Genomic DNA, 21120 nt, shown 5'->3' with positions numbered 1-21120 from the left:
TTTATAGCTCCTTTTTAATATCTAGTTTATGTACAGCAACTTTTTTGACTTGATGTCCATCAAGTTCTAATACTTTAAATTGAAAACCAGCGTATTCAATGGAATAGCCAGCTTCAATATTTAAGTCAACTGCTTGGGAGAGAAGCCATCCTCCGATTGTATCTAAATCACTATCATCAATATGTAGGCCAAACATATCATTTACTTCAGAAATAAGCACCTTTCCATCTAAAACAGTAAGCTTAGGTGTACGCTTTTCAATCATAGGTGATTCATCAGCATCGAATTCATCTTGAATTTCTCCAATGATTTCTTCAAGAATATCTTCCATCGTTAAAAGTCCGGCAGTACCACCATATTCATCCATAACGATTGCCATCTGAACGCGATTTTTTTGAAGGTGGACTAACGTTTTACGAATTGGAACTGTTTCAAATACAGTTAGAACAGGATGTATATAAGATTCAAGTGGTTTATAAATACCTTTCGTTTGATCATGGAATACTTCTTTCGTATTGATCATCCCAATGATATCATCTTTATCTTTTTCAATGATTGGATAGCGTGTATATTTTTCAGTAGCGACGATATCCATATTTTCTTCTAACGTATTTTCAGTAGACAAGCAAATCATTTCGGTACGAGGAACCATAATTTCTTTCGCAACTCGATCATCAAATTCAAAAATGTTATTTACATATTTATATTCGGTTTGGTTTATTTCACCGCTTTTAAAACTTTCACCTAAAATGAGTCGCAATTCCTCTTCAGAATGAGCAAGTTCACTTTCCTTCGCAGGTTCTAATCCGAGTAGTTTTGTGAAAAATATAGCTGTACTATTGAGTAGCCAAATGAATGGATACATAATTTTATCAAATAAAATAAGCGGTCTTGCAAATTTGAGTGTGATTGCTTCTGCTTTTTGAATTGCGAAAGACTTTGGAACTAATTCACCTAATACAACGTGGAAAAATGTAATAACACTAAAAGCAATAACAAAAGATAAAGTGTTAGCCATTGTTCCAGTAATATTAATTTTTTCAAAGAGCGGTCGTAGTATATGTTCCACAGTCGGTTCACCAAGCCAACCAAGCCCTAAAGAAGTGATTGTAATTCCGAGCTGACAAGCTGATAAATAAACATCTAAATTAGATAGGACGCTTCTTGCAGCTAAAGCTTGTTTATTACCTTCATTTGCAAGTTGGTCAATTCGACTTTTTCGTACTTTTACAACAGCGAATTCTGATGCAACGAAAAAGCCAGAAATAAGAATAAGTACAAAGATGAGAAAAATATTTAATATGTCCAAGCGTGTTCTCCATTCCAAGGTCTGGAATAAAGATGTCACCTCCTGCAATTATGTTATACTTTTATAATAAATCCAAATGAAAAGAATAGTCAAAGGAAAAGGGTAAATATTGGTATGTTTCTGTAATAGTTTTTGAATTTGCTGTTATTTTGTCCGCTATACAAAAGGAATAACCCCCTACTTTTAGATTATAGAGGGTTATTTTAAATTAAGGTTTTGGAACACTTCTCGTTAAAGTGTATGACTGTTGCTTGGAGTAGTTTGTGGTCCATAGTGTTTGAAGGAAAGAAAGTATGCTATATGGGATATAGAGTAGTAATAAGCCGATTGTAACAATTATAGGTGAATTTCCGCCAAATTGAACGATAAATTGTAACAGTCCATTTGCATGAAAAACGCATTCCATAAAAACGAATGAAAGAATAATGGAACCTAAAATTGATTTATGATTTGAAGTAAGCGCTAAAAACAATGTGTCTACAAGAAAAGAATCATGTTTTATTTCATATTCATTTGTGTTTTTTAAGAAAGGAATCCATTTTTTTACTGCTTGCATAACGATAATCATGGAAGTACTACATACGATGATAAATGATGAGTAGTAAGGAAGGTTTATAAATTGTGCGATGTATAGAAGTAGTAATAAGACTGAACATTGTAATACTACAGTGCAAAAAGAGTAAGGTATCCATTTCAATACAGTAGTAAACTTTTTAAACGAGTTAGGTACTTTGAAAAATAAATGGCCGATACCCAAACTTATGAAAAATCCGATCGCAAGGGTAAAAGTAAAACGAACAATCGATATAAAATATATTTCCCATATGTAAGGGAATAATGGTGTTGAATGATTAGAAGTATGTATCATTTGGTTTGCTGAGAAAAAGATAGATTCATGCATCCAATCAACCTTTGGAATTGATATAGAAGAAAGCTGTGCGAAGTTTTGAAAAATGCTAATAAATCCATTTTGATAAGAGTAATTGTGTGTAATAAAAAGAGCTGGAATAGGACTTATGGCAAAAATAAAAATAACACCAATTATAAATTTACATATATGTGAGCGTAATAAGGACATATAACCACCTACTCTTAGAATATTCAGAAAATTCTTATTCTTATTTTAGCTTTTTTTGAAAGAAGTTACAATATATTTTTCATTTAGTAATTCAGAGAGAAGATTTGATAGCAAAAATATACAAGTGAAGGATTCATGAATAAATTATGACAAGAAAATGAATAATTTTCAGAAAAATAAAATAAATTATTTATTTTTTTCTGAAAATATAATATAGTTATGGCACAGAAAGTATTTTAACATAAGGAGGCTTTTTATGAGGATTAAAGGGAATTACGTGCCGAAAAGGGAAGTTTTACTGTGCTCAAGTTCGATTACGATTGGGGAAGCGTTAGAGCATTTAAATAAAACGGGGTATCGTTGTGTACCAGTTTTAGATGAAAAAAAAGAGAAATTTTTAGGGAATATATATAAAGTAGATATTTTAGAATATAAAGGATCACTTGATGAGAGTGTAATACAATTATTAAACGATAAAGAAGGATTTGTGAGAGAAGATTCATCTTTCTTTAAAGTATTTTTTACAATAAAAAAATTGCCTTATTTATCAGTAGTTGATGAAAAAGGGGTTTTCCTTGGAATTTTAACGCATAAAAAAGTTTTTGAGTTATTAGAGGATGCATGGGGCGTTCACTCTAGTAAATACTCTGTCATGATTGGAACGCAAGACTATAATGGAGCAATCCAAAAATTATCGACAGTTTTAAAGAAATACACTGGTATTCAAAGTTTGATGACTTTTGATAATGATGCCTTATTAGTTCGTAGAATTATGTTTACATTAGGAGAAGAGTTTAACGACGGTGAATTAGAGACATTATTGAAAGATTTAGAAGATCACGGATTTAGAGTTGTGTATGTGGAAGAGATGAAAAATCCACGTGAAGTTGAAACGATAGAGTAACATACAAAAGCCATCTAATTATATTATTAGATGGCTTTTGTATGTTACGTGTATAAAGTTATTTGAAAATAACAATTGAATAATAGGTGAGATTGTAACAATATTTGTGTAAGAGAATAAAAAATGTAGATAATTTCGATTTTCAAAAAAATCAATTTGAAAATATGTTTTTATTTTGCAACTAAATATGTTACTATATGTGTGATAAAAACAAAGAGGTCTGACATCTACACTCCACGTAATAACACTCTAATGATTTAAAAATTCAAAAAAATCAAAATTCAAAATAATAATTGTATTAATGATTAGAGTAAAAATAAGGGGAATGGAGAAATTATGGAGAAAGACACTGCTTTGTAAGGGGCATATTTTATCATCTTGAGCAGAGAGGAGGATGCATAGCATATTGTAAAATATAGAGATAAACAATGAAAAAGTGCTATGCAAATGAAGAGCATGAAGGGACGTTTAAGGCCAGGTGATACGGTAGCAATTGGTTTAATGCTATTTGCATTATTTTTAGGAGCAGGAAATTTAATTTTTCCGCCAGTTTTAGGTCAACAAGCAGGAGAGAATGTTTGGATTGCTACAATAGGATTCCTTGTAACGGGAGTCGGATTACCCCTACTAGCTGTAACAGCTGTCGCGTTTGTAGAGGGGGACTTGAAAGCGCTATCTTCTAGAGTCCACCCTATATTTGCGTTTATTTTCCCATTGATTAGTTATTTAGCAATTGGACCATTTTTCGCGATTCCTCGTACTGGAGCTGTTTCGTTTGAAATGGGTATGAAGCCGTTTTTATCAGAGGCAATGGTTTCAGAGTGGTACATGCTATTTCTTTTCACGATAGTTTTCTTCGGAATAACGTGGTATTTATCATTAAATCCATCTAAATTAGTGGATTGGTTCGGAAAGTTTCTTACACCATTATTAGTATTAATTGTCGCTGTTATTGTCGGAAAGGCAATTATTGATCCAATTGGAGAGCCAGCTGCGCCGTTAGCTGCTTACAAAGAAAATGCTTTCTTTGGTGGATTTATTCAAGGATATTTAACGATGGATGCAATTAGCGCGCTTGTATTCGGAATTGTCGTTGTACAAGTTATCCGCTCTAAAGGGATAAAAGAGAGTAGTCAAATTGCAAAAATAACAGTAGTATCAGGTATTATTGCTGTACTTGGTTTAACGTTAATTTATTTATCACTTGCTTATCTTGGTTCAACAAGTACATCACTCGGTATCTCAGAAAACGGTGGCCTTATTTTAACGAATGTTGTAAATGAGCTATATGGGACGAGTGGTAAAATTTTATTAGGGCTTGTTATTATACTCGCTTGTTTAACAACTTCTGTTGGGTTAACATCTGCGTGTGCAGGTTTCTTTACAAACTTATTCCCAAAACTTTCGCATAAAACGATTGTAACAATGGTATGTGTATTTAGTTTAATTGTATCTAACCTAGGTTTAACACAATTAATCGCAGTAACATTACCTGTGTTAATGATCATTTATCCAGTTGCAATTGTATTAATCGTACTTTCGTATTTCCATAAGTGGATTGGGAAGCGTAATACAATTTATATTGGAGCTATTTTAGGTGCATTGTTAATTAGTTTCTTTAACGGTTTAGAAAGTGCGAAAATTAAAATTGACGCGATTTCTAATGTACTACAAATGTTACCGTTATATAACGAAGGAATCGGATGGTTAATTCCATCATGTATTGGCGGAATTCTCGGTTTCTTCTTCTATAAATCAAATGAATCAAGTGAATTACAAAAGAAAGGTGCTTAGGCACCTTTCTTTTTTTGAAGGGGATTTTTGTATTTTGTCTAAGTAATAATTGGGGGGAATGATAAATGGCTAATTTTGAAGATTTTTTAAATTTGGATTTGAGAATTGGAACTGTAATACATGCAGAGGAATTTAAAGAAGCGAGAGTACCAGCGATTAAACTAGCAATAGATTTTGGAGAAATCGGGATAAAGCAGTCAAGTGCTCAAATTACGAAAAGGTATATTCCAGAAGATTTAATCGGTCAACAAATCGTTGCTGTTGTAAACTTTCCACCAAAGCGTGTAGCTGGATTCAAATCAGAAGTGCTTGTGCTTGGTGGTGTTCCTGAAGCTGATGATGTTGTGTTACTTCAGCCTAATATGGAATTGCCAAATGGAACAAAAATTAGCTAGGGTGAAGGTAGGGGCTAATATGGATATCGGACGAGAATATTTGCAATGTGCGATTTCGAACTTTAAAGCAACAAAGAAACAAGGGGAACGGGCACTTTCTCAATTATCATATGAACAAATACAATGGTCTTCTCATGAAGAAACAAATAGTATAGCGATTATTATTAAGCATCTGCACGGTAATATGCGTTCTAGATGGACGGATTTTTTAACGTCTGATGGTGAAAAAACAGATCGTAATCGAGATGGTGAATTTGAAGGATGCTATCATTCAAAAGAAGAAACCCTTATAGCTTGGCAAGAAGGATGGAAATATGTTTTTAATACGATGAATACTTTAACGCCGGAACACTTATTGAAGACGGTATACATTCGCGGTGAAGCACATACTGTCATGCAAGCAATTGAAAGGCAAATTTCTCATTATGCATTGCATATTGGTCAGATTATTTACATTGGGAAGATGTTAAAAGAAAATGAGTGGGAATGTTTAAGTATTCCGAGAGGTCAGTCTGCGCGTTATGTAGAGAAAAAACGTTCAACATAATAATAAGAAAGCAACCGATAAAAAATAGGAAAAAAGAAAGTCAGCCAAATAATAGATGGTTCTGTAATCATAAGAATACTGCCAAAAATAAGTCCATATATAATAAGAAAGAAATTGAAAAGTGTATTCACAGGGAGAAATCGTGAGATGAACACTTGCTGTCGTTTAAAACAATCACTGTGAAATAAATAAAAGCGGAAGTACCATGTGGCTGTAATAAGGTCTTTCTTTCTCACAATTTTTTTTTTGCATGTATGACAGATAAATGGTGGTTGCATTTCATTACGCTCCATTTTTTATTTTCATAATAATGTGAGACAAAAGTAGGTACAAAGTGTATGTTCCTATATACGCTCCTGCAATAAGGAAAAATGGATTCAGTAAAATTCCATGAATGCTCGTCATGAAAACTAAATCTTGTATTAAAACATCGTATATATTAATGGAAATAATTGTACCAAGTACATATAGTGCCAAGTACGCAGAAATATGTAGCACAATAGAGATTTTTGGTTGCTTAGCGGACAAATAAAAAATGAATGATAGAGCGATTGGTAATATTCCTATTAATAGCTTCAATTCATTTCACCTCATTAACAATATAGCCGAAATTTTAACGGTCTATTCTCTAGGGCTTGTACATAACTTGAAATAGAGAGGTGATAGTATGAATCGGGGCTTTTTTTTTATGAAGTTTACAAATATGCGTAAGTTAGTTTTATTTGTTATTACTACAGTGCTAGCGACTTTTTTTCTTATTAGTCTGATGGTAACCTCTATGAAAGAGACAAAGTCAACGTATTTATATAATTGGTTAAATGAGTTATCGATGAATGGTTACATGTATGTACTTGGAAAAGAGAATCATTATTTTACACAGGAGTATCGAAATTTGAATCAAGATTTTTCAATTTCTTCTTTTCTCTTTTCTATGGCTACAAATATTCGCTTTAATGATGTACGCAGTTTTGTCGGGAAAGAGCTCCCGGGATTTGGTAAGTACGATACAGAAATTGTTATTGCGGGTGAGGGTACAAATTATTCTAACTTACCGATAGAGTCGAGTGTTCCTCTTGAAGAAGTAGTGAAGGAACGGACTAGTGGAACTGGACAAGCACCTAAACAAGATACGAATAAAGAGAAAAAACAGCCGTCCCAAACGACTGGGAAGAGACAAGTTGCGTTTATTTATCATACACATAGCTGGGAATCTTATTTACCTTTACTTAACTTAACGAATGACCCGAATCCGAATAAAGCAACGAGTTCTGTGTCGAATATTTCTATATTAGGAGATCGTTTCCGTGAACAACTAGAAGGTGAAGGGATTGGGGCTACTAACGATAAGAGTGATGTTGGTGAAAAGTTAATAAGTAAAGGTTTAAACAGTAATAGTTCGTATAAAATGTCACGAGAAATTGTGCAGCAAGCTATGGCTGGAAATAAAGATCTTCAATACTTTTTTGATTTGCATCGTGATAGTGCCCGAAAGAATGTAACAACAAAAACAATTGGAGATAAATCATATGCAAAGCTTGCATTTGTAGTAGGGAAAGGAAATAAAAACTATGAAAAAAACTTACAATTAGCGACAGCTTTACATGAGGCGATTAATAAGAAATATCCAGGAGTGAGCCGTGGGGTCATTCAAAAAGGGTTTCAGACAGGAAATGGAATCTATAATCAAGACCTATCAGGACAAGCGATATTAATAGAAGTTGGCGGTGTAGATAATACAGAGGAAGAATTGAATCGATCAATTGATGCACTTGCTAAAGCATTTGGTGAATATTTTTGGCAGGCAGAAAAAGTGAATGGATAAAGTGAAATTTAAATTGGTGAGAGACCTCACCTGATGAGGAGGAATTCACAGTATTTTTGAAAAAACGTAAGTGTAATGCTTGCGTTTTTTCTTTGTAATGATGAGACGTCACAGAATAGACATAATTTGTCGTTGTTATAGTAATATCGAAATTTGTCAATTTATAGCAGGAGATTTACAAAGGGATTTTCAGGAAAGTAGAGAAAATCTTTTTATAAGGAAAACTTTTTATTATGAAACTGGTAGGGTGATTGAAGTGATTAGGGAGATCGAAATAGAAGATGCATCATCATTTTTGCAATTAAGTAAGCAATTAGATGAAGAAACGAAGTTTATGTTATATGAACCAGGAGAAAGAAAAACTACAGCTGAGCAACAAGAAAAAATGATCCATCGCTTTATAGAAAATGAATATGCAACAATATTTGTAGCAGTTGAAGATGAGAGGATAGTAGGTTTTATATTAGTGAATGGAAATAACATTCAAAGAAAGAGGCATGTGGCAATCATTGTAATTGGTATTTTGCAAGAGTATAACGGGCGAGGTATTGGGACGAGATTGTTTAAAGAGGTTGAGAAGTGGGCAAAATTACATGATGTATGGCGTTTAGAATTAACAGTAATGGCCCACAATACAAGAGCTCAGGCACTATATAAAAAAGCTGGATTTGAGAAAGAAGGTGTCAAAAAAGCTGCTCTTATTATCGATGGAAAGGGCATCGATGAGTATGAAATGGCCAAATTATTAAAATAAGAGGTCGTTATATGAAAAAAAGATGGGCACTACTTGGTATTGTAGCTGCAATAATTATTATTGGAGTAGCAGGAATCAATTATAAAATGTATAAGGATAAGCAGGCGCGGGAAGTAAGTGTAAACAGCATATTTCCGAAAGCGAAAGAAACGATTGCTAATATGGATGGGGATATTGCGGTAATTAATAATCCGAATTCAATGCTTGTACTTGTAAATAAAAGTAGGCGTTTACCAGATGGGTATAGACCGCCAGATTTAGTTATTCCGAAAGTGCGCTACTCTAGTGAAGGTGATCAAGAAAAGAAAAAGATGAGAAAAGAGGCAGCGAGGGCGCTTGAGGATATGTTTCAGCAGGCTGACAACGAGCGTATTTTTCTTTTTGCAGTTTCTGGATTTAGATCTTTTGATCGACAAAAAGCATTAAATACGATGTATAAAAAACAAGACGGGGAAGCAAAAACAGCAATGTCTAGCGCGGTTCCTGGCACAAGTGAGCATCAAACTGGACTAGCTATGGATATTACGTCTCAATCTGCTAAATTTCAGTTAGAGACAGTTTTTGGGGAAACGAAAGAAGGTCAGTGGCTTTCTGAAAATGCCCATAAATTTGGTTTTGTGGTTCGATACACAAAAGCGAAAGAAACGATTACGGGCTATCGGTATGAACCATGGCACGTAAGGTATGTGGGAAATCCACAAGCTACATATTTGTATGATAATCAACTGACGCTTGAAGAAGTAACAGAGTGAACAATTGAGGGGAGAGATGTACAATGACGATGTTATATAAGAAAAAAGTACATGCATATATTACAAGAGAAAAAGAGGGGGTTATGCAATTACTTGTTTTTAAACATCGTGATATACATGAAGCTGGTATTCAAGTGCCAGGGGGAACGGTTGATGAAGGTGAAACGTTAGAAGCTGCTATATTGCGTGAAGTACAGGAAGAATCCGGATTGCGTCATTTATGCATAGAGCGTTTTTTGGCAGATTACATTATACATATGAAAGAAAAACAGGAGTATGAAAAACGCCACTTTTTCCATGTAACTTTACTAACAGATGTAAAGGATACTTGGGAACATATTGTAAGTGCTGGTGAGGAAGATAAAGGATTAGTATTTTGCTACGAATGGGTTGATATTGCAAAATGCCCTGAATTAGCTGGAAAACAAGGTGAGTTTTTACATTTATTAGATGAAGTATACGCACAGTAATGTAAGAGTCTGAAGCGAAGGTTAATCCGTTTCAGACTTTTTTTATTTTTCGGGAAATTAAAGGTGTTTAAATAAGGATATTGAATTTCTTTAAAGGGATATTAATTTAGGATGTGTTGAGATGAAAAATTGAAAAAGTAAGGGGTATATGCTAAAAAAAGTTCATATAAGGGAGAATATAAATGGAAATTCAGTTTAATCCAATCTTAAAAAAGGAATTAACAATTCAAGATATTCAAAATGAAATGGAATCTGGAAAGTTAACTTCAAAAGAGCTAGTGATGTATTATCTTTATAGAATCGCAAAGTATGATCAAGACGGACCGAAAATCAATTCAATTTTAGAAATCAATCCAGATGCAATTTTTATTGCAGAAGCGTTAGATTATGAAAGAAAGACAAAAGGTATAAGGGGTCCATTACATGGAATACCTGTTTTGCTTAAGGATAATATTGAAACGAATGACTCCATGCATACAAGTGCAGGTACAATAGCTCTAGAACAAAATATAAGCAGTGAAGATGCATTTCTCGTTACTCAACTGCGAGAAGCAGGAGCGGTGATAATAGGAAAAACAAATATGACAGAATTAGCAAATGCAATGTCTTTTGAAATGTGGGCTGGATATAGTGCAAGAGGTGGTCAAACAATCAATCCATACGGAACGGGCAAGGACCATATGTTTGTTGGCGGATCTAGTACAGGATCTGCGATAGCAGTTGCTGCTAACTTTACAGTAGTATCTGTTGGGACAGAAACCGATGCTTCTATTTTGAGCCCCGCTGTTCAAAATTCTGTAGTAGGTATTAAACCGACTGTCGGTTTAATTAGTCGTAGAGGAATTATTCCATTTACTTATTCGCAAGATACAGCTGGACCATTTGCTAGAACGGTAACCGATGCTTCTATTTTGCTAGGGAGTTTAATTGGGGTAGATGAGAAAGATGTTGCTACTCATAGAAGTGAAGGTAGGGCAGAGCATGATTATACAAAATATCTTGATGTTAATGGCTTAAATGGAGCGAAGATTGGTGTGTTTAACGCTGCACCAAAAGATTATTACGAAAATGGTGAGTATGATGAAATCTTGTTTAAGGAAACGATCCAAGTATTACGTAATGAAGGAGCGACAGTAGTAGAAAATATTGATATTACTTCTTTTCATAGAAAATGGAGTTGGGGAGTTCCGCTTTATGAACTGAAGCATAGTTTAGATAACTATCTTTCTAAATTACCTTCTACTATTCCGGTACATTCTATTTCGGAGTTAATGGAGTTTAATAAAAACATAGCAGAAAGAGCTTTAAAATATGGACAAACCAAGTTAGAGGGAAGAAAAGACTTTCCAAATACGTTACGAAATCCAGAATATTTAAATGCGAGATTAGAAGATATATATTTTTCTCAAGAACAAGGCATTGATTTTGCATTGGAAAAATATAATCTTGATGCGATACTGTTTCCTTCCTATATAGGTTCTACTATATGTGCGAAAGCGGGTTATCCGTCTATAGCAATACCAGCTGGGTATATGGAAAGCGGGAGACCTTTTGGAATTACGATTGCAAGTACTGCCTTTAGTGAAGGGATATTAATTAAGCTAGCTTATGCTTTTGAACAAGCGACAAAGCATAGAAAAATCCCCAACTTATCATGAATAGAATAAACAAAGAGGACAGGAATCCCTGTCCTCTTTGTTTTAGTGATTAAAGTGAAATATCGTTCTGCTCTGTCTTATGATATTTTAATAAACTAAAAGATAAACAAGCGGAACATAAAATAAGAATAGAAGCAATGATATAAATTGTACGAACACCGAACATATCAGTAATAATGCCAATGCTAAGCATAGATAGTCCAGAGGCTGTTGAAAGAAGTGCACCATGTGCTGTATACATTTTGGATAATAAAGCAGGGGCGACACTTGATTGTAAAACAGTCGTTTGGGAAATATCTCTAATTTGATAACATGGTCCCATTAGAACACATAGAAAAAGCGCAATAAATCCGCTGCTCGTCATACCATATAAAAATGTAAGAATGCTAAATATAAGAGAGCCAATCGACATAGATCGTATTAAATTGTTTTGAATATAGGAACTCATTTTCCAGGCTAATAGACCACCGATTAACGTGCCAACATAATAACTTGTATTAATATACCCCCACCATTCTTCGCCCTTATGAAGGATAGTCGTAACGTATGCCATCGTAATAGCGCCAATCCATATTGTCCCTGCGAAAGTTTCGATTAAGTCCATATATGTAACGGTACGGAGAGAAGGATTTTGAAATAGGAGTTTCCAACCTTCTAATAAAACAGTACTTTTGGAAGAGGGAGAATCTGCTATTCTTTCAGTATGTATGGAACGTAATGAAAAATGTAATGCAATGCATCCGAAAATCATTAAAATGTTATTAATCATGAGTGTAGAAGTAGCGCCAATGAGAAGAACGACAATACTCGTAAATGAATAAGCAACGGCTTGCACAATTTGTGTTGAAAAGGAAAAGATACTATTTACTTTTACTAATTTTTCTTTCGGTGTAAGGCGCGGAAGAATACCGTATAATAATGGAGCACTCCACCCACTACATAATGAAATGACAAAAATAAAAGTTAATAGAGCTATAATGTTTGTGGATAAGACCGGGAACAAAATCATTAATAATAGTAAAAAGACTGTTTTCAGCCATTGGAGCGTATATAACAGCGTATAAGATGGAAAACGATTTATTATAAGTGGTGCAGAGATGTTAGCAATTAGATTTGTGATAACTTGTAATAATGGAAAAAGAGCAGTAATAGTAGCTGATTTAGTTGCTATATAAATATGAGTTGTAATAATCATTACATATACGATGTCAGCGAGAGTAATGCATATTTTGGAACCTAAATAGTAGATTAGTGACAGGTTTCTCAATAAGATTATCACCTCTATAAAAAATAGTATTTAGTAATTAGAATAATTGTAATTTAAAAATTAAAATTTTTAAAGAATTTAATTTTTTGTCACTTTTTGAAAGGGATTTTCATGTATAATGAAGAATATATTGATATAGTATTATATTAATGATCATTGTAACAGTGAGTATGTACAATAGCTTGTAGCAAACGCCCAAGTGTAAGAAAGGGCGGATAAACCATTCTTTTCTTCATATACATATAGAAAATGAGAAAGAAAGTGAGGGTTGCATATGGCTGCTTGGGTAATTTGGTTTATAATAGCTGGTATTTTATTTATCGCAGAAATGTTGTCGATTACATTTTACATGCTTTGGCTTGGAATTGGAGCTGTTGTCGGAGGTCTTATTGCTTTGTTTACTCCTGATGCACTACTGTTACAAGTTACTGTTGGTGCAATTGTAAGTTTAACTTTGACATTCTTTACGAAAAGAATTTCAAAAAACTTTCGAGAAGCAAAAGGTTTTACTGATACAGTAGATATGCTTGTTGGTAAAAGAGGGATTGTTATGCAAGCGATTACAAATGAAGCGAATGGTATTGTGAAAGTGGATGGAGATACTTGGACAGCTATTGCAGATTCTTCAATTGATGCTGGAGAAAAAGTCGTTGTTATAAAGAGGCATAGTACTATATTACAAGTGAAAAAGGAGAGTGAATAAATATGGTAGCATTAACGTTAACGATTATATTCGCACTAATTGTAGTTACATTTATCGTATTAACAATTAAAATTATTCCTCAGCAAAAAGTTGGGGTTGTTGAAAGATTTGGTAAGTTTCAACGTATCATGCACCCAGGGTTAAATATTTTAATACCAATTGTAGATCGTGTTCGTGTATATCATGACTTACGTATTCAACAAACGAATGTACCACCGCAAAAGGTAATTACGAAAGATAATGTTCAAGTAGAGATTGATACAATTATTTTCTATCAAATTGTTGAACCAGAACTTGCGACATATGGTATTTCAAACTATGAATATGGTGTTCGTAATATTACTTCAGCAACGATGCGTCAAATCATCGGTAAAATGGAACTGGATGAAACGTTATCTGGTCGTGAAAAAATTTCAACAGAAATCCGCTTAGCGCTTGATGAAGCAACAGAAAAATGGGGCGTACGTATTGAACGTGTCGAAGTTGTTGATATTAACCCGCCAAAAGATGTGCAAGCATCAATGGAAAAACAAATGAAGGCTGAGCGTAATAAACGTGCGATTATTTTAGAAGCTGAAGCAGCAAAACAAGATAAAGTCCTTCGCGCTGAAGGTGAAAAGCAAAGTAAAATCTTGATGGCTGAAGGGGATAAAGAAGCGCGTATTCGCGAAGCTGAAGGTATAAAAGAAGCAAAAGAATTAGAAGCACAAGGGGAAGCACGAGCAATTGAAGAAATTGCAAAAGCAGAACAAAATCGTATTGAATTGCTTCGTGAAGCGAATTTGGATGAGCGTATACTTGCTTACAAATCATTTGAATCATTAGCTGAAGTTGCAAAAGGACCAGCAAATAAAGTCTTTATTCCGTCTAATGCAATTGAAACACTTGGTACTCTTGGGGCAATTGGAGAAATATTTAAAGAAAAACAAGCGAAGAAACTACTTTCAAATGATACAGGAAAAGAACAATAAAAGTGAGGAAGAGAAATGGTATACCATTTCTCTTTTTTTGTGCGTATATTCTGAAAAGCTTGTACATATCCATGTATAAAGAAGGTGATGCAGTGAAAAAGTATGCAATTCGAATACATGGGAAGAAGCTGATTTCGTTACTCCTTTTATATGCGCTAATAGTAATTATAATAGCGTCGATTTTGACGTCATTTTTACATACAATGAAATCGAATTATGCAAATCAATGGTTTGGAAAAGTATCGATGCAAGGTTTTGTTCAAATGATAGAAAGTGAGAATCGCTATTACGGATTTGATTATTTTAAGAAGAATAAAAGAGAGTCAGTTGGGAATTTAATGTTCTCTATCGCGACAGATTTGAAAATTAAAGATTTAAGAACATTCGTCGGTAAAGAAGTACCTGGTATGTCAAAGTATTATTCTAATATTATCGTAGCTGGGGAAGGGACAAACTTGACGAATATCCCAAATGAATCTAGTGTACCGATTGAAGAAGTAACGAAAGAACGGGAAATAGCAAAAGATAAAGTTACAGAAGCGGAAAAGAATAATCCGGTTCAGAAAAAGAACGGAGCGAAAAAAGGTGAAAGTGCAGTATATATTTATCATACACATAGCTGGGAATCCTTCTTTCCATTATTACCAGGGGCAACTGATCCATCTAGCCCAGATGTAAATGTGTCTTTACTAGGGAAACGTATGAAAGAGCAACTTGAAGGACAAGGAATTCCGGTAGTTCATGATAAAACGAATATGGGTGATTTATTAGCGAGTAAAAAGTGGGTATGGTATCAGTCATATAAAGCGTCTCATGAATATGTAAAAGAAGCATTAGCACAAAATAATAAAATTGCGTTTCCGATTGATATACACCGTGACGATCAGCGTAAGAAAGTAACAACAAAAGTAATTAACGGAAAATCGTATGCAAGATTATATTTTATAATTGGGATGGAAAATGAAGGCCGTGCTGAAAATGAAAAAATTGCAAGAGCGATCAATAGTTATTTAGATGAAAACTATTACGGATTAAGTAGAGGGATTTTTCCAAAGTATAAAAAAGATGGAAATGGCGTTTATAACCAAGATTTATCGAAAAATGCGATGTTAATTGAAGTTGGTGGTGTTGATAATACGTTAGATGAATTATATAACACAATTGATGTGTTAACAGAAGCGTTTAGTAAATATTATTGGAATGATGCGGAAAAAGTGAATGGATGAGGGACGGGAGACCGTGCCTTTTTTATTTTGGAATCTTAAAATGTGATATAATGGAATTTTATGAATATTAAATAAAGGGAGAGAGAAACATGCAAATACTACTAATACGCCACGGAGAATCAGAAGCTGATATTTTACATGTGCATGAAGGTCGAGCTGATTTTGAGTTAACTGACAAAGGGAGACAACAAGTACAAAGACTTGTACAGAAAGTGAAAAAAGATTTTTCACCAGATTTCATTTGGGCAAGCACATTAAAACGCGCTCGTGAAACGGGTGAAACATTAGCAGAAGCAATTGGTTGTCCAATTCAATTAGAAGAGGAATTAATGGAGTTTAATAATGGAGTGCAAGCAGGCTTATCATTTGAAGAAGCAAAGAAATATTCAGAGCCAAAGTTTCTTCATGATCGTTTTGAAAACGGGGAATCGTTTATTGAGTTTCGAATGAGAATAGAAGGAATCTTTTCTAAAATCTTGACAGAGAATACATATGACCGAATTGCAATTGTTGCCCATGGAGGCGTAATTAATAGTCTATTACGTGCATTTTTCAAAATGCCAATTTCAATGGACTACTATTTCAAAATGGGAGATACGGGAATAAGTTTAATTGAAATTGAGGGTGAACAAAAAACGGTGCATTTCATTAATGATACGAATCATTTGGACGGGATGTAAAGACTTATGTACAAAGTTGTATTTTTCGATGTTGACGGTACGTTATTAAGTGAGATTGATAGAAGCATGCACGAAAGTACAAAAGAAGCGGTACAAAGATTAATAGATAAAGGAATTCACGTAGTTGTTACAACTGGAAGACCATATAGTTTATGCTCACAATTTAAGGAACTAGGTATAAATACGTTTATTTCAGCAAATGGTGCACATATAAAATGTGGGAAAGAAGTTATACATAAATCAGTACTTTCAAGCGAAATCGTTCATGATATTTCAAATTTTGCTGAATTACATGGTCACAGTGTTTCTTACTTTACAGAAGAATTTGCAATGAATAATATTGCTTCCAAAGATGAACGTGTCATGCGAGCGTTAAATGAAACTTTAAATTTAGAGCAGTATCCTGACAAAGTTAGAAACTTATCAGATGAGATGTATTGCATATGTCTGTATGCTGATGACACAGAAGCTCAAAAATTCATTGAAAGATATCCAGCACTTACGTTTGAGCGTTTTCATGGTTACGTTATAAATGTATTGGAAGATAGTAAAGTATCGAAGCTAACTGCAATTCAAAAAGTATTGGAACATTTAAATATTAGTAAATCAGAAGCCATTGCTTTTGGCGATGGTGGAAATGATATTGAAATGTTGCAGTATGTAGGATTAGGAGTTGCGATGGGAAATGGTGGAGAGGAGTTGAAGAGAAGGGCTGATTTCCTTACAACGAAGGCGAGTGAAGGCGGAATTTCTTATGCGTTAAAGAAGTTGCGCATTATTTAAAACTAATAGTTAGTCAGTGTGAAAAATCCTGTTTTAATAATGGCTTTTGTTAATATGTATACTGTTTTAGGGAATTATTTGAGCTCTCCTACTTACAATTTAACTGCAGAACAAATCCTTTATTTTCGCTTAGCAGAGCTGTTTGGTATGTTGCTGTCACCACTTGCAGGTCGTTTAACAAAGAGGTTTGAAGTAAGGAAAATTCTTCAAGGAGGATTGTTGATTGCTATTTTTAGTCTAAGTTCAATGGGCTTTGTTTCGTATCTATCTCTACTTGTAATGATGAGTGTCTGTTTTGTAATAGGTATTGCTATATCCGTTCCGTCTTTAGTTTCTCTTGTAGGTCAATTAGGAGGGAAAGCAAGGGGAATAGCAGTATCTATTTATACTTTTATTTTATTTTTAGGTACTAGTATAGGACCTATCATTTCTATTTATCTTATGAAAATAGGCGGTTATGCTCAAACATTTATTTTATTAGGAATGATACTTTTTATTGGTTTTGTAGCTTCTCTATTTATAATTAATGAATGAGTGGAAAATCACTCAAATAAAGGAATGCGAGGATCTTTCATATGCTCGCATAATAAAATATGAATTTGTCCACGATGATGATAAAAGTGTGCAACGATTTCAAGTAACCATTCAAAGCGCGAATAAGAAATACCCCAATAGGCAGTCATAACTTCTGCTAATTCTATTTGGGAGTAGGAAAGAAATGTTTTAGAGAGAAGGTTGTATCCTTCAATCATCGTTTGTTGCATGTGAGCAACTGTTACGGGCGTATGTTCTATATAAAAGGTATGTAATTCTTTTTCTGAAATACCATTTAAAATGAGTAAATCAGCATGACAAATAAGAGAAAGATGTGCACACATTTCAAATAATGATCGTTTTGAGTGAATCGGTTGTATTTTTAAATCGTTTTCACTATATTGGTTAAGCATATAAATAGAAGTATCAATAGCAACTTTTAGTTGATGCAATGCAGATTGAACAAACATTGTAATTCTCCTCGTCTCCGTATATAATAGTTTCTTGAGGATATTATATCATACTCAAAATTCCGAAAATTCTAGTAGTTTGACTAGCATAATGAAAAGTATTATATTGTAAAAGGTCATATGAAACGTGAAATAGAATGGAATGCAATTATTGAGTTAGGAGTTAGACCAATGAGTTTGAAATATGGAAGAGATACAATTGTAGAAATCGACTTAAATGCTGTAAAACATAATGTAAAAGAATTTAAAAAACATGTAAATGATGAAGAAATTAAGATGATGGCTGCTGTAAAAGCGAATGGGTATGGCCATGGGGCAGTTGAAGTTGCCAAAGCTGCAATTGAAGCGGGAATACATCAACTTGCAGTTGCATTTGTAGATGAAGCAATAGAATTAAGAGAAGCAGGAATTACTGTGCCGATTTTAATTTTAGGATACACACCAGTAGCGGCTGTAGAAGATGTAATTCAATATGACGTTATGATGACTGTTTATAGAGTAGAAGATTTACATGGTATAAATGAAATTGCAAACCGTCTTCAAAAGAAAGTACAAATTCAAGTGAAAATTGATACAGGAATGAGTCGTATCGGTTTACAAGAAGAAGAAGTTAAACCATTTTTAGAAGAATTAAACCGTATGGAGTATGTAGAGGTAGTAGGGATATTTACGCATTACTCTACGGCAGATGAAATCGATAAATCATATACGAATATGCAAACAAGTTTATTTGAAAAGGCTGTTAATACAGCGAAAGAATTAGGAATTCAAATACCATATATTCATAGTTCAAATAGTGCGGGATCAATGGAATTAAGTAACACATTTCAAAATATGGTACGCGTTGGAATAGGCGTGTACGGTATGTATCCGTCAAAAGAAGTGGATCATTCAGTCGTTTCTTTACAGCCTGCGTTGTCGTTAAAATCAAAAGTAGCTCATATTAAACATGCGAAGAAGAATCGTGGTGTAAGTTATGGGAATACGTATGTAACAACTGGTGAAGAATGGATTGCGACTGTACCAATTGGTTATGCTGATGGTTATAATCGTCAATTATCTAATAAAGGCTATGCGTTAATTAACGGGGTTCGAGTACCTGTTATTGGCCGTGTTTGTATGGATCAGTTAATGTTGGATGTTTCAAAAGCGATGCCAGTACAAGTAGGAGACGAAGTAGTATTCTACGGTAAACAAGGTGAAGAAAATATCGCAGTAGAAGAAATAGCGGATATGTTAGGTACAATAAACTATGAAGTTACATGTATGCTAGATAGAAGAATTCCGCGTGTCTATAAAGAAAATGACGAAACAACTGCAGTTGTAAATATATTAAGAAAAAACTGAATCATTTCGATTCAGTTTTTTTATTCATATCAAATGCGAATATACCCTCGTTATGTAATACGGAGTAAACTTTGTGAAACACACTTTTTAGTTCATCTAAATTAAACTATCACCGGCAGAGATGACCAGTCCCGCAACAAAGATCTAATATACGAGAGTAGCATCTTGTAAAACGAGGCTGGGTAGGAGTATTAAACAAAATGTCTCCAATGTTTATTATAGATGTTTGCTAAAATATCATAATTAGAATAAATTGTTTTTTTAACATATGTATTCACCTAAAAATTCATTAAATTATAATAGTCATGCCTCGTTTTAATTTCAAAACCACATTGTGTATATAGTTTTAAAGCGTGGATATTTTTCGTTTCGACGTCTAATTCAATTGTTGAAACTCCTTCTGTAATAAGGGTATGTACTATATTACAAAGAATATCTTTTCCGTATCCTTTACCTTGATAAGAAGGATGAACGGCGAATCCTGATAGTGTAGTAGATTGCTCTTGTTTAGAAACTGTAATTGTTCCTATCACTTTTTCAGCAATAAGGGCACTGTAAACTTGATGGGAAGATGAATTCATCATTTTTTGTAACCATGTAGCCGTATTTTCTACTGAATCACCAAAAGCTTTACTAGAAATTTTAATAAGGTCAAGAAGTGATTCTGAAGGTGCAAGAGTAAGCTGTATATTATTATCTGTTGTTTTTTGAATTTCGTTTGTTTTGCACTCCATACTATATTCACTATATAAATATGGTAACTTCATATGTTTTACAAATTCATTCCCAGAAATAGAATCCCCATTAATAATAAGAAGAGCTTCATCTGTCTCTCTATTTTGTATTTCTTTCATTGCAGTTTGTAAAAGGATAGTTCCGAAACGTTGTTTTCTAAAATGAGGATGTACAAAGCCTATTAGTTCAAGCTTTGTTGGTCTTTCGAAATCATACATATTTAAAGCGCCAATTAATTGAGTACCGTTATAAAGAAGAAAATCGTTTATATAATCTTCATTTCGATTTTTTAAAAAGTTGATATGTAAATCTGAAGAGTAATCAAGATTGTCTTGTTGCCCACAAATATAAGCCAAATCCTTCATTTGCTGTATTTCACTTTCTGTTACAGAACGCTTTTTCTGAATATCCATTGTATACTCCCTCTCATTCGTATTTAAAAATAGGATGGGTGACTTAACCATTTTTTAAATTCCACATTACCTTGCACAGATAACAGTCGGTATAAATAACGATAAGGCTGTCTATATTCTTCTAAGTGAGGAATAGACATAATTGTTTCGTAACCACTTTTAAAGGCATGTGCTTATTTTTCTGTAAATTCTATAAATTCATTATATAGCAGATGATGTGTTATGAGGATAAAGATAAAAAGATAGACAGCATACTTACATTTATAGTGAAAACTCATTAAAAATATTATATTTCTCTATTTTTGTATGAATTGTCTAAAAATAATATTGGTAATACTTGAATGTAAGACTCGTATCTTTAAATCTATGAAGAGTAAAAGTAAAATTAAGCATTCATTTATAAGATTGTGAATCACAATAATGTAGACTATAGAAAATATTTCTCAATAATAAAATGAAGAGAAAAGCATGAAGAAGTAGAATGCATTCATTTATAATAGACTTAAAT

22 protein-coding genes and 3 pseudogenes are annotated in these 21120 nt (G+C 33.6%); 16 read left to right on the top strand and 9 right to left on the bottom strand.

The annotated features are described in order from the left end of the window. Position 1: 1 nt before the first annotated feature. Positions 2-1309, bottom strand: a complete 1308-nt coding sequence (locus GBN91_RS05705; RefSeq protein ID WP_000353738.1) for a hemolysin family protein — start codon at positions 1307-1309, stop codon at positions 2-4. Positions 1310-1517: 208 nt separating this feature from the next. Then, a complete protein-coding gene (locus tag GBN91_RS05700) occupies positions 1518-2387 on the bottom strand; it encodes a hypothetical protein (RefSeq protein WP_000055265.1) in 870 nt (289 codons plus the stop codon). Between the two features lie 256 nt (positions 2388-2643). Here GBN91_RS05700 and cbpA point away from each other — a divergent pair, with 256 nt between their 5' ends. The 4 genes from cbpA (at position 2644) to GBN91_RS05680 (ending at position 6027) form a co-directional block, all read left to right on the top strand. Then, on the top strand, positions 2644-3291 hold the full coding sequence (cbpA, locus tag GBN91_RS05695; RefSeq protein WP_001220526.1) for a cyclic di-AMP binding protein CbpA: 648 nt from the start codon (positions 2644-2646) through the stop codon (positions 3289-3291). Between the two features lie 456 nt (positions 3292-3747). Further along, positions 3748-5085 (top strand): branched-chain amino acid transport system II carrier protein BrnQ4, encoded by a 1338-nt coding sequence (brnQ4, locus tag GBN91_RS05690; RefSeq protein WP_011110049.1) that lies wholly within the window; start codon positions 3748-3750, stop codon positions 5083-5085. A 65-nt stretch (positions 5086-5150) separates the two neighbouring features. Continuing rightward, entirely contained in the window at positions 5151-5480 is a 330-nt protein-coding gene (gene csaA, locus GBN91_RS05685; protein WP_001263013.1) for a chaperone CsaA, read from the top strand. Continuing rightward, positions 5461-6027 (top strand): DUF1572 domain-containing protein, encoded by a 567-nt coding sequence (locus GBN91_RS05680; protein ID WP_000435830.1) that lies wholly within the window; start codon positions 5461-5463, stop codon positions 6025-6027. Before csaA ends, GBN91_RS05680 begins: the two co-directional genes overlap by 20 nt. Here GBN91_RS05680 and GBN91_RS05675 read toward each other — a convergent pair. Next, complete coding sequence (locus GBN91_RS05675) at positions 6000-6305, bottom strand: hypothetical protein (protein WP_033686733.1); 306 nt, start codon at positions 6303-6305, stop codon at positions 6000-6002. The two genes, GBN91_RS05680 and GBN91_RS05675, sit on opposite strands and share 28 nt — an antisense overlap. A 4-nt stretch (positions 6306-6309) precedes the next feature. Beyond that, positions 6310-6606, bottom strand: coding sequence for a hypothetical protein (locus GBN91_RS05670; protein WP_000770738.1), 297 nt, complete (start codon positions 6604-6606; stop codon positions 6310-6312). A gap of 88 nt (positions 6607-6694) precedes the next feature. On the opposite strand from GBN91_RS05670, the gene spoIIP (GBN91_RS05665) reads away from it, so the two are divergent. The 5 genes from spoIIP (GBN91_RS05665) (at position 6695) to GBN91_RS05645 (ending at position 11483) form a co-directional block, all read left to right on the top strand. Beyond that, the gene (gene spoIIP / locus GBN91_RS05665; protein WP_152121312.1) at positions 6695-7849 is read left to right on the top strand and encodes a stage II sporulation protein P; all 1155 of its coding nucleotides are present in this window, start codon (positions 6695-6697) and stop codon (positions 7847-7849) included. A 256-nt stretch (positions 7850-8105) separates the two neighbouring features. Continuing rightward, a complete protein-coding gene (locus GBN91_RS05660; RefSeq protein WP_152121311.1) occupies positions 8106-8603 on the top strand; it encodes a GNAT family N-acetyltransferase in 498 nt (165 codons plus the stop codon). 11 nt (positions 8604-8614) lie between these two features. Continuing rightward, positions 8615-9355, top strand: a complete 741-nt coding sequence (locus GBN91_RS05655) for a M15 family metallopeptidase (RefSeq protein WP_000747647.1) — start codon at positions 8615-8617, stop codon at positions 9353-9355. 23 nt (positions 9356-9378) lie between these two features. Beyond that, positions 9379-9825, top strand: a complete 447-nt coding sequence (locus GBN91_RS05650; protein WP_000178285.1) for an NUDIX hydrolase — start codon at positions 9379-9381, stop codon at positions 9823-9825. A 182-nt stretch (positions 9826-10007) separates the two neighbouring features. Next, positions 10008-11483 (top strand): amidase family protein, encoded by a 1476-nt coding sequence (locus GBN91_RS05645; protein ID WP_152121310.1) that lies wholly within the window; start codon positions 10008-10010, stop codon positions 11481-11483. Positions 11484-11532: 49 nt separating this feature from the next. On the opposite strand, the gene GBN91_RS05640 is transcribed toward GBN91_RS05645, so the two are convergent. Beyond that, positions 11533-12750 carry an MFS transporter gene (locus GBN91_RS05640; protein ID WP_001245227.1) on the bottom strand — a complete coding sequence of 406 codons (1218 nt, stop codon included), beginning with the start codon at positions 12748-12750 and terminating at the stop codon, positions 11533-11535. 274 nt (positions 12751-13024) lie between these two features. Between GBN91_RS05640 and GBN91_RS05635 the strand changes: the two genes are divergently transcribed. The 6 genes and pseudogenes from GBN91_RS05635 to GBN91_RS05610 form a co-directional block, all read left to right on the top strand. Beyond that, positions 13025-13453, top strand: coding sequence for an NfeD family protein (locus GBN91_RS05635; protein ID WP_000741986.1), 429 nt, complete (start codon positions 13025-13027; stop codon positions 13451-13453). 2 nt (positions 13454-13455) lie between these two features. Continuing rightward, positions 13456-14424, top strand: a complete 969-nt coding sequence (locus tag GBN91_RS05630) for an SPFH domain-containing protein (protein WP_152121309.1) — start codon at positions 13456-13458, stop codon at positions 14422-14424. A gap of 71 nt (positions 14425-14495) precedes the next feature. After that, complete coding sequence (gene spoIIP / locus GBN91_RS05625) at positions 14496-15650, top strand: stage II sporulation protein P (protein ID WP_025710179.1); 1155 nt, start codon at positions 14496-14498, stop codon at positions 15648-15650. Positions 15651-15739: 89 nt separating this feature from the next. Next, positions 15740-16330, top strand: a complete 591-nt coding sequence (locus GBN91_RS05620) for a histidine phosphatase family protein (protein WP_152121308.1) — start codon at positions 15740-15742, stop codon at positions 16328-16330. Positions 16331-16336: 6 nt separating this feature from the next. Continuing rightward, positions 16337-17113 carry a Cof-type HAD-IIB family hydrolase gene (locus GBN91_RS05615; RefSeq protein ID WP_000278974.1) on the top strand — a complete coding sequence of 259 codons (777 nt, stop codon included), beginning with the start codon at positions 16337-16339 and terminating at the stop codon, positions 17111-17113. Positions 17114-17143: 30 nt separating this feature from the next. Further along, a pseudogene (locus GBN91_RS05610) lies at positions 17144-17647 on the top strand (MFS transporter); the annotation flags it as partial. An 8-nt stretch (positions 17648-17655) separates the two neighbouring features. On the opposite strand, the gene GBN91_RS05605 reads toward GBN91_RS05610, so the two are convergent. Beyond that, positions 17656-18117 (bottom strand): DinB family protein, encoded by a 462-nt coding sequence (locus GBN91_RS05605; RefSeq protein WP_000498002.1) that lies wholly within the window; start codon positions 18115-18117, stop codon positions 17656-17658. A gap of 171 nt (positions 18118-18288) precedes the next feature. Here GBN91_RS05605 and alr point away from each other — a divergent pair, with 171 nt between their 5' ends. Next, positions 18289-19464 (top strand): alanine racemase, encoded by a 1176-nt coding sequence (alr, locus tag GBN91_RS05600; protein WP_002182683.1) that lies wholly within the window; start codon positions 18289-18291, stop codon positions 19462-19464. 22 nt (positions 19465-19486) lie between these two features. Here the strand turns inward: alr and GBN91_RS29205 are convergent. The 3 genes and pseudogenes from GBN91_RS29205 to GBN91_RS05585 form a co-directional block, all read right to left on the bottom strand. Further along, positions 19487-19742: pseudogene (locus GBN91_RS29205) on the bottom strand (class I SAM-dependent methyltransferase); the annotation flags it as partial. Continuing rightward, positions 19743-20612, bottom strand: coding sequence for a GNAT family N-acetyltransferase (locus tag GBN91_RS05590; RefSeq protein WP_152121306.1), 870 nt, complete (start codon positions 20610-20612; stop codon positions 19743-19745). A gap of 23 nt (positions 20613-20635) precedes the next feature. After that, a pseudogene (locus GBN91_RS05585) lies at positions 20636-20785 on the bottom strand (nitrate reductase); the annotation flags it as partial. Positions 20786-21120 lie beyond the last annotated feature (335 nt).

Source organism: Bacillus sp. B1-WWTP-T-0.5-Post-4 (assembly GCF_009183795.1).
Taxonomy (GTDB): Bacteria; Bacillota; Bacilli; order Bacillales; family Bacillaceae_G; genus Bacillus_A; species Bacillus_A cereus.
Note: the sequence above shows the minus strand (reverse complement) of the source record. Positions and strands in the feature narration are given on the sequence as shown.

What these genes read in the sequence shown, in the direction of transcription:
- alr (WP_002182683.1), top strand. Translation starts at nt 18,289, where the DNA reads ATGAGTTTGAAATATGGAAGAGATACAATTGTAGAAATCGACTTAAAT.
- GBN91_RS05605 (WP_000498002.1), bottom strand. Translation starts at nt 18,117, where the DNA reads ATGTTTGTTCAATCTGCATTGCATCAACTAAAAGTTGCTATTGATACT.
- GBN91_RS05675 (WP_033686733.1), bottom strand. Translation starts at nt 6,305, where the DNA reads ATGCAACCACCATTTATCTGTCATACATGCAAAAAAAAAATTGTGAGA.
- csaA (WP_001263013.1), top strand. Translation starts at nt 5,151, where the DNA reads ATGGCTAATTTTGAAGATTTTTTAAATTTGGATTTGAGAATTGGAACT.
- GBN91_RS05620 (WP_152121308.1), top strand. Translation starts at nt 15,740, where the DNA reads ATGCAAATACTACTAATACGCCACGGAGAATCAGAAGCTGATATTTTA.
- GBN91_RS05680 (WP_000435830.1), top strand. Translation starts at nt 5,461, where the DNA reads ATGGAACAAAAATTAGCTAGGGTGAAGGTAGGGGCTAATATGGATATC.
- GBN91_RS05630 (WP_152121309.1), top strand. Translation starts at nt 13,456, where the DNA reads ATGGTAGCATTAACGTTAACGATTATATTCGCACTAATTGTAGTTACA.
- spoIIP (WP_152121312.1), top strand. Translation starts at nt 6,695, where the DNA reads ATGAATCGGGGCTTTTTTTTTATGAAGTTTACAAATATGCGTAAGTTA.
- GBN91_RS05615 (WP_000278974.1), top strand. Translation starts at nt 16,337, where the DNA reads ATGTACAAAGTTGTATTTTTCGATGTTGACGGTACGTTATTAAGTGAG.
- cbpA (WP_001220526.1), top strand. Translation starts at nt 2,644, where the DNA reads ATGAGGATTAAAGGGAATTACGTGCCGAAAAGGGAAGTTTTACTGTGC.
- GBN91_RS05655 (WP_000747647.1), top strand. Translation starts at nt 8,615, where the DNA reads ATGAAAAAAAGATGGGCACTACTTGGTATTGTAGCTGCAATAATTATT.
- GBN91_RS05645 (WP_152121310.1), top strand. Translation starts at nt 10,008, where the DNA reads ATGGAAATTCAGTTTAATCCAATCTTAAAAAAGGAATTAACAATTCAA.
- GBN91_RS05700 (WP_000055265.1), bottom strand. Translation starts at nt 2,387, where the DNA reads ATGTCCTTATTACGCTCACATATATGTAAATTTATAATTGGTGTTATT.
- GBN91_RS05650 (WP_000178285.1), top strand. Translation starts at nt 9,379, where the DNA reads ATGACGATGTTATATAAGAAAAAAGTACATGCATATATTACAAGAGAA.
- GBN91_RS05635 (WP_000741986.1), top strand. Translation starts at nt 13,025, where the DNA reads ATGGCTGCTTGGGTAATTTGGTTTATAATAGCTGGTATTTTATTTATC.
- GBN91_RS05590 (WP_152121306.1), bottom strand. Translation starts at nt 20,612, where the DNA reads ATGGATATTCAGAAAAAGCGTTCTGTAACAGAAAGTGAAATACAGCAA.
- brnQ4 (WP_011110049.1), top strand. Translation starts at nt 3,748, where the DNA reads ATGAAGGGACGTTTAAGGCCAGGTGATACGGTAGCAATTGGTTTAATG.
- spoIIP (WP_025710179.1), top strand. Translation starts at nt 14,496, where the DNA reads ATGTATAAAGAAGGTGATGCAGTGAAAAAGTATGCAATTCGAATACAT.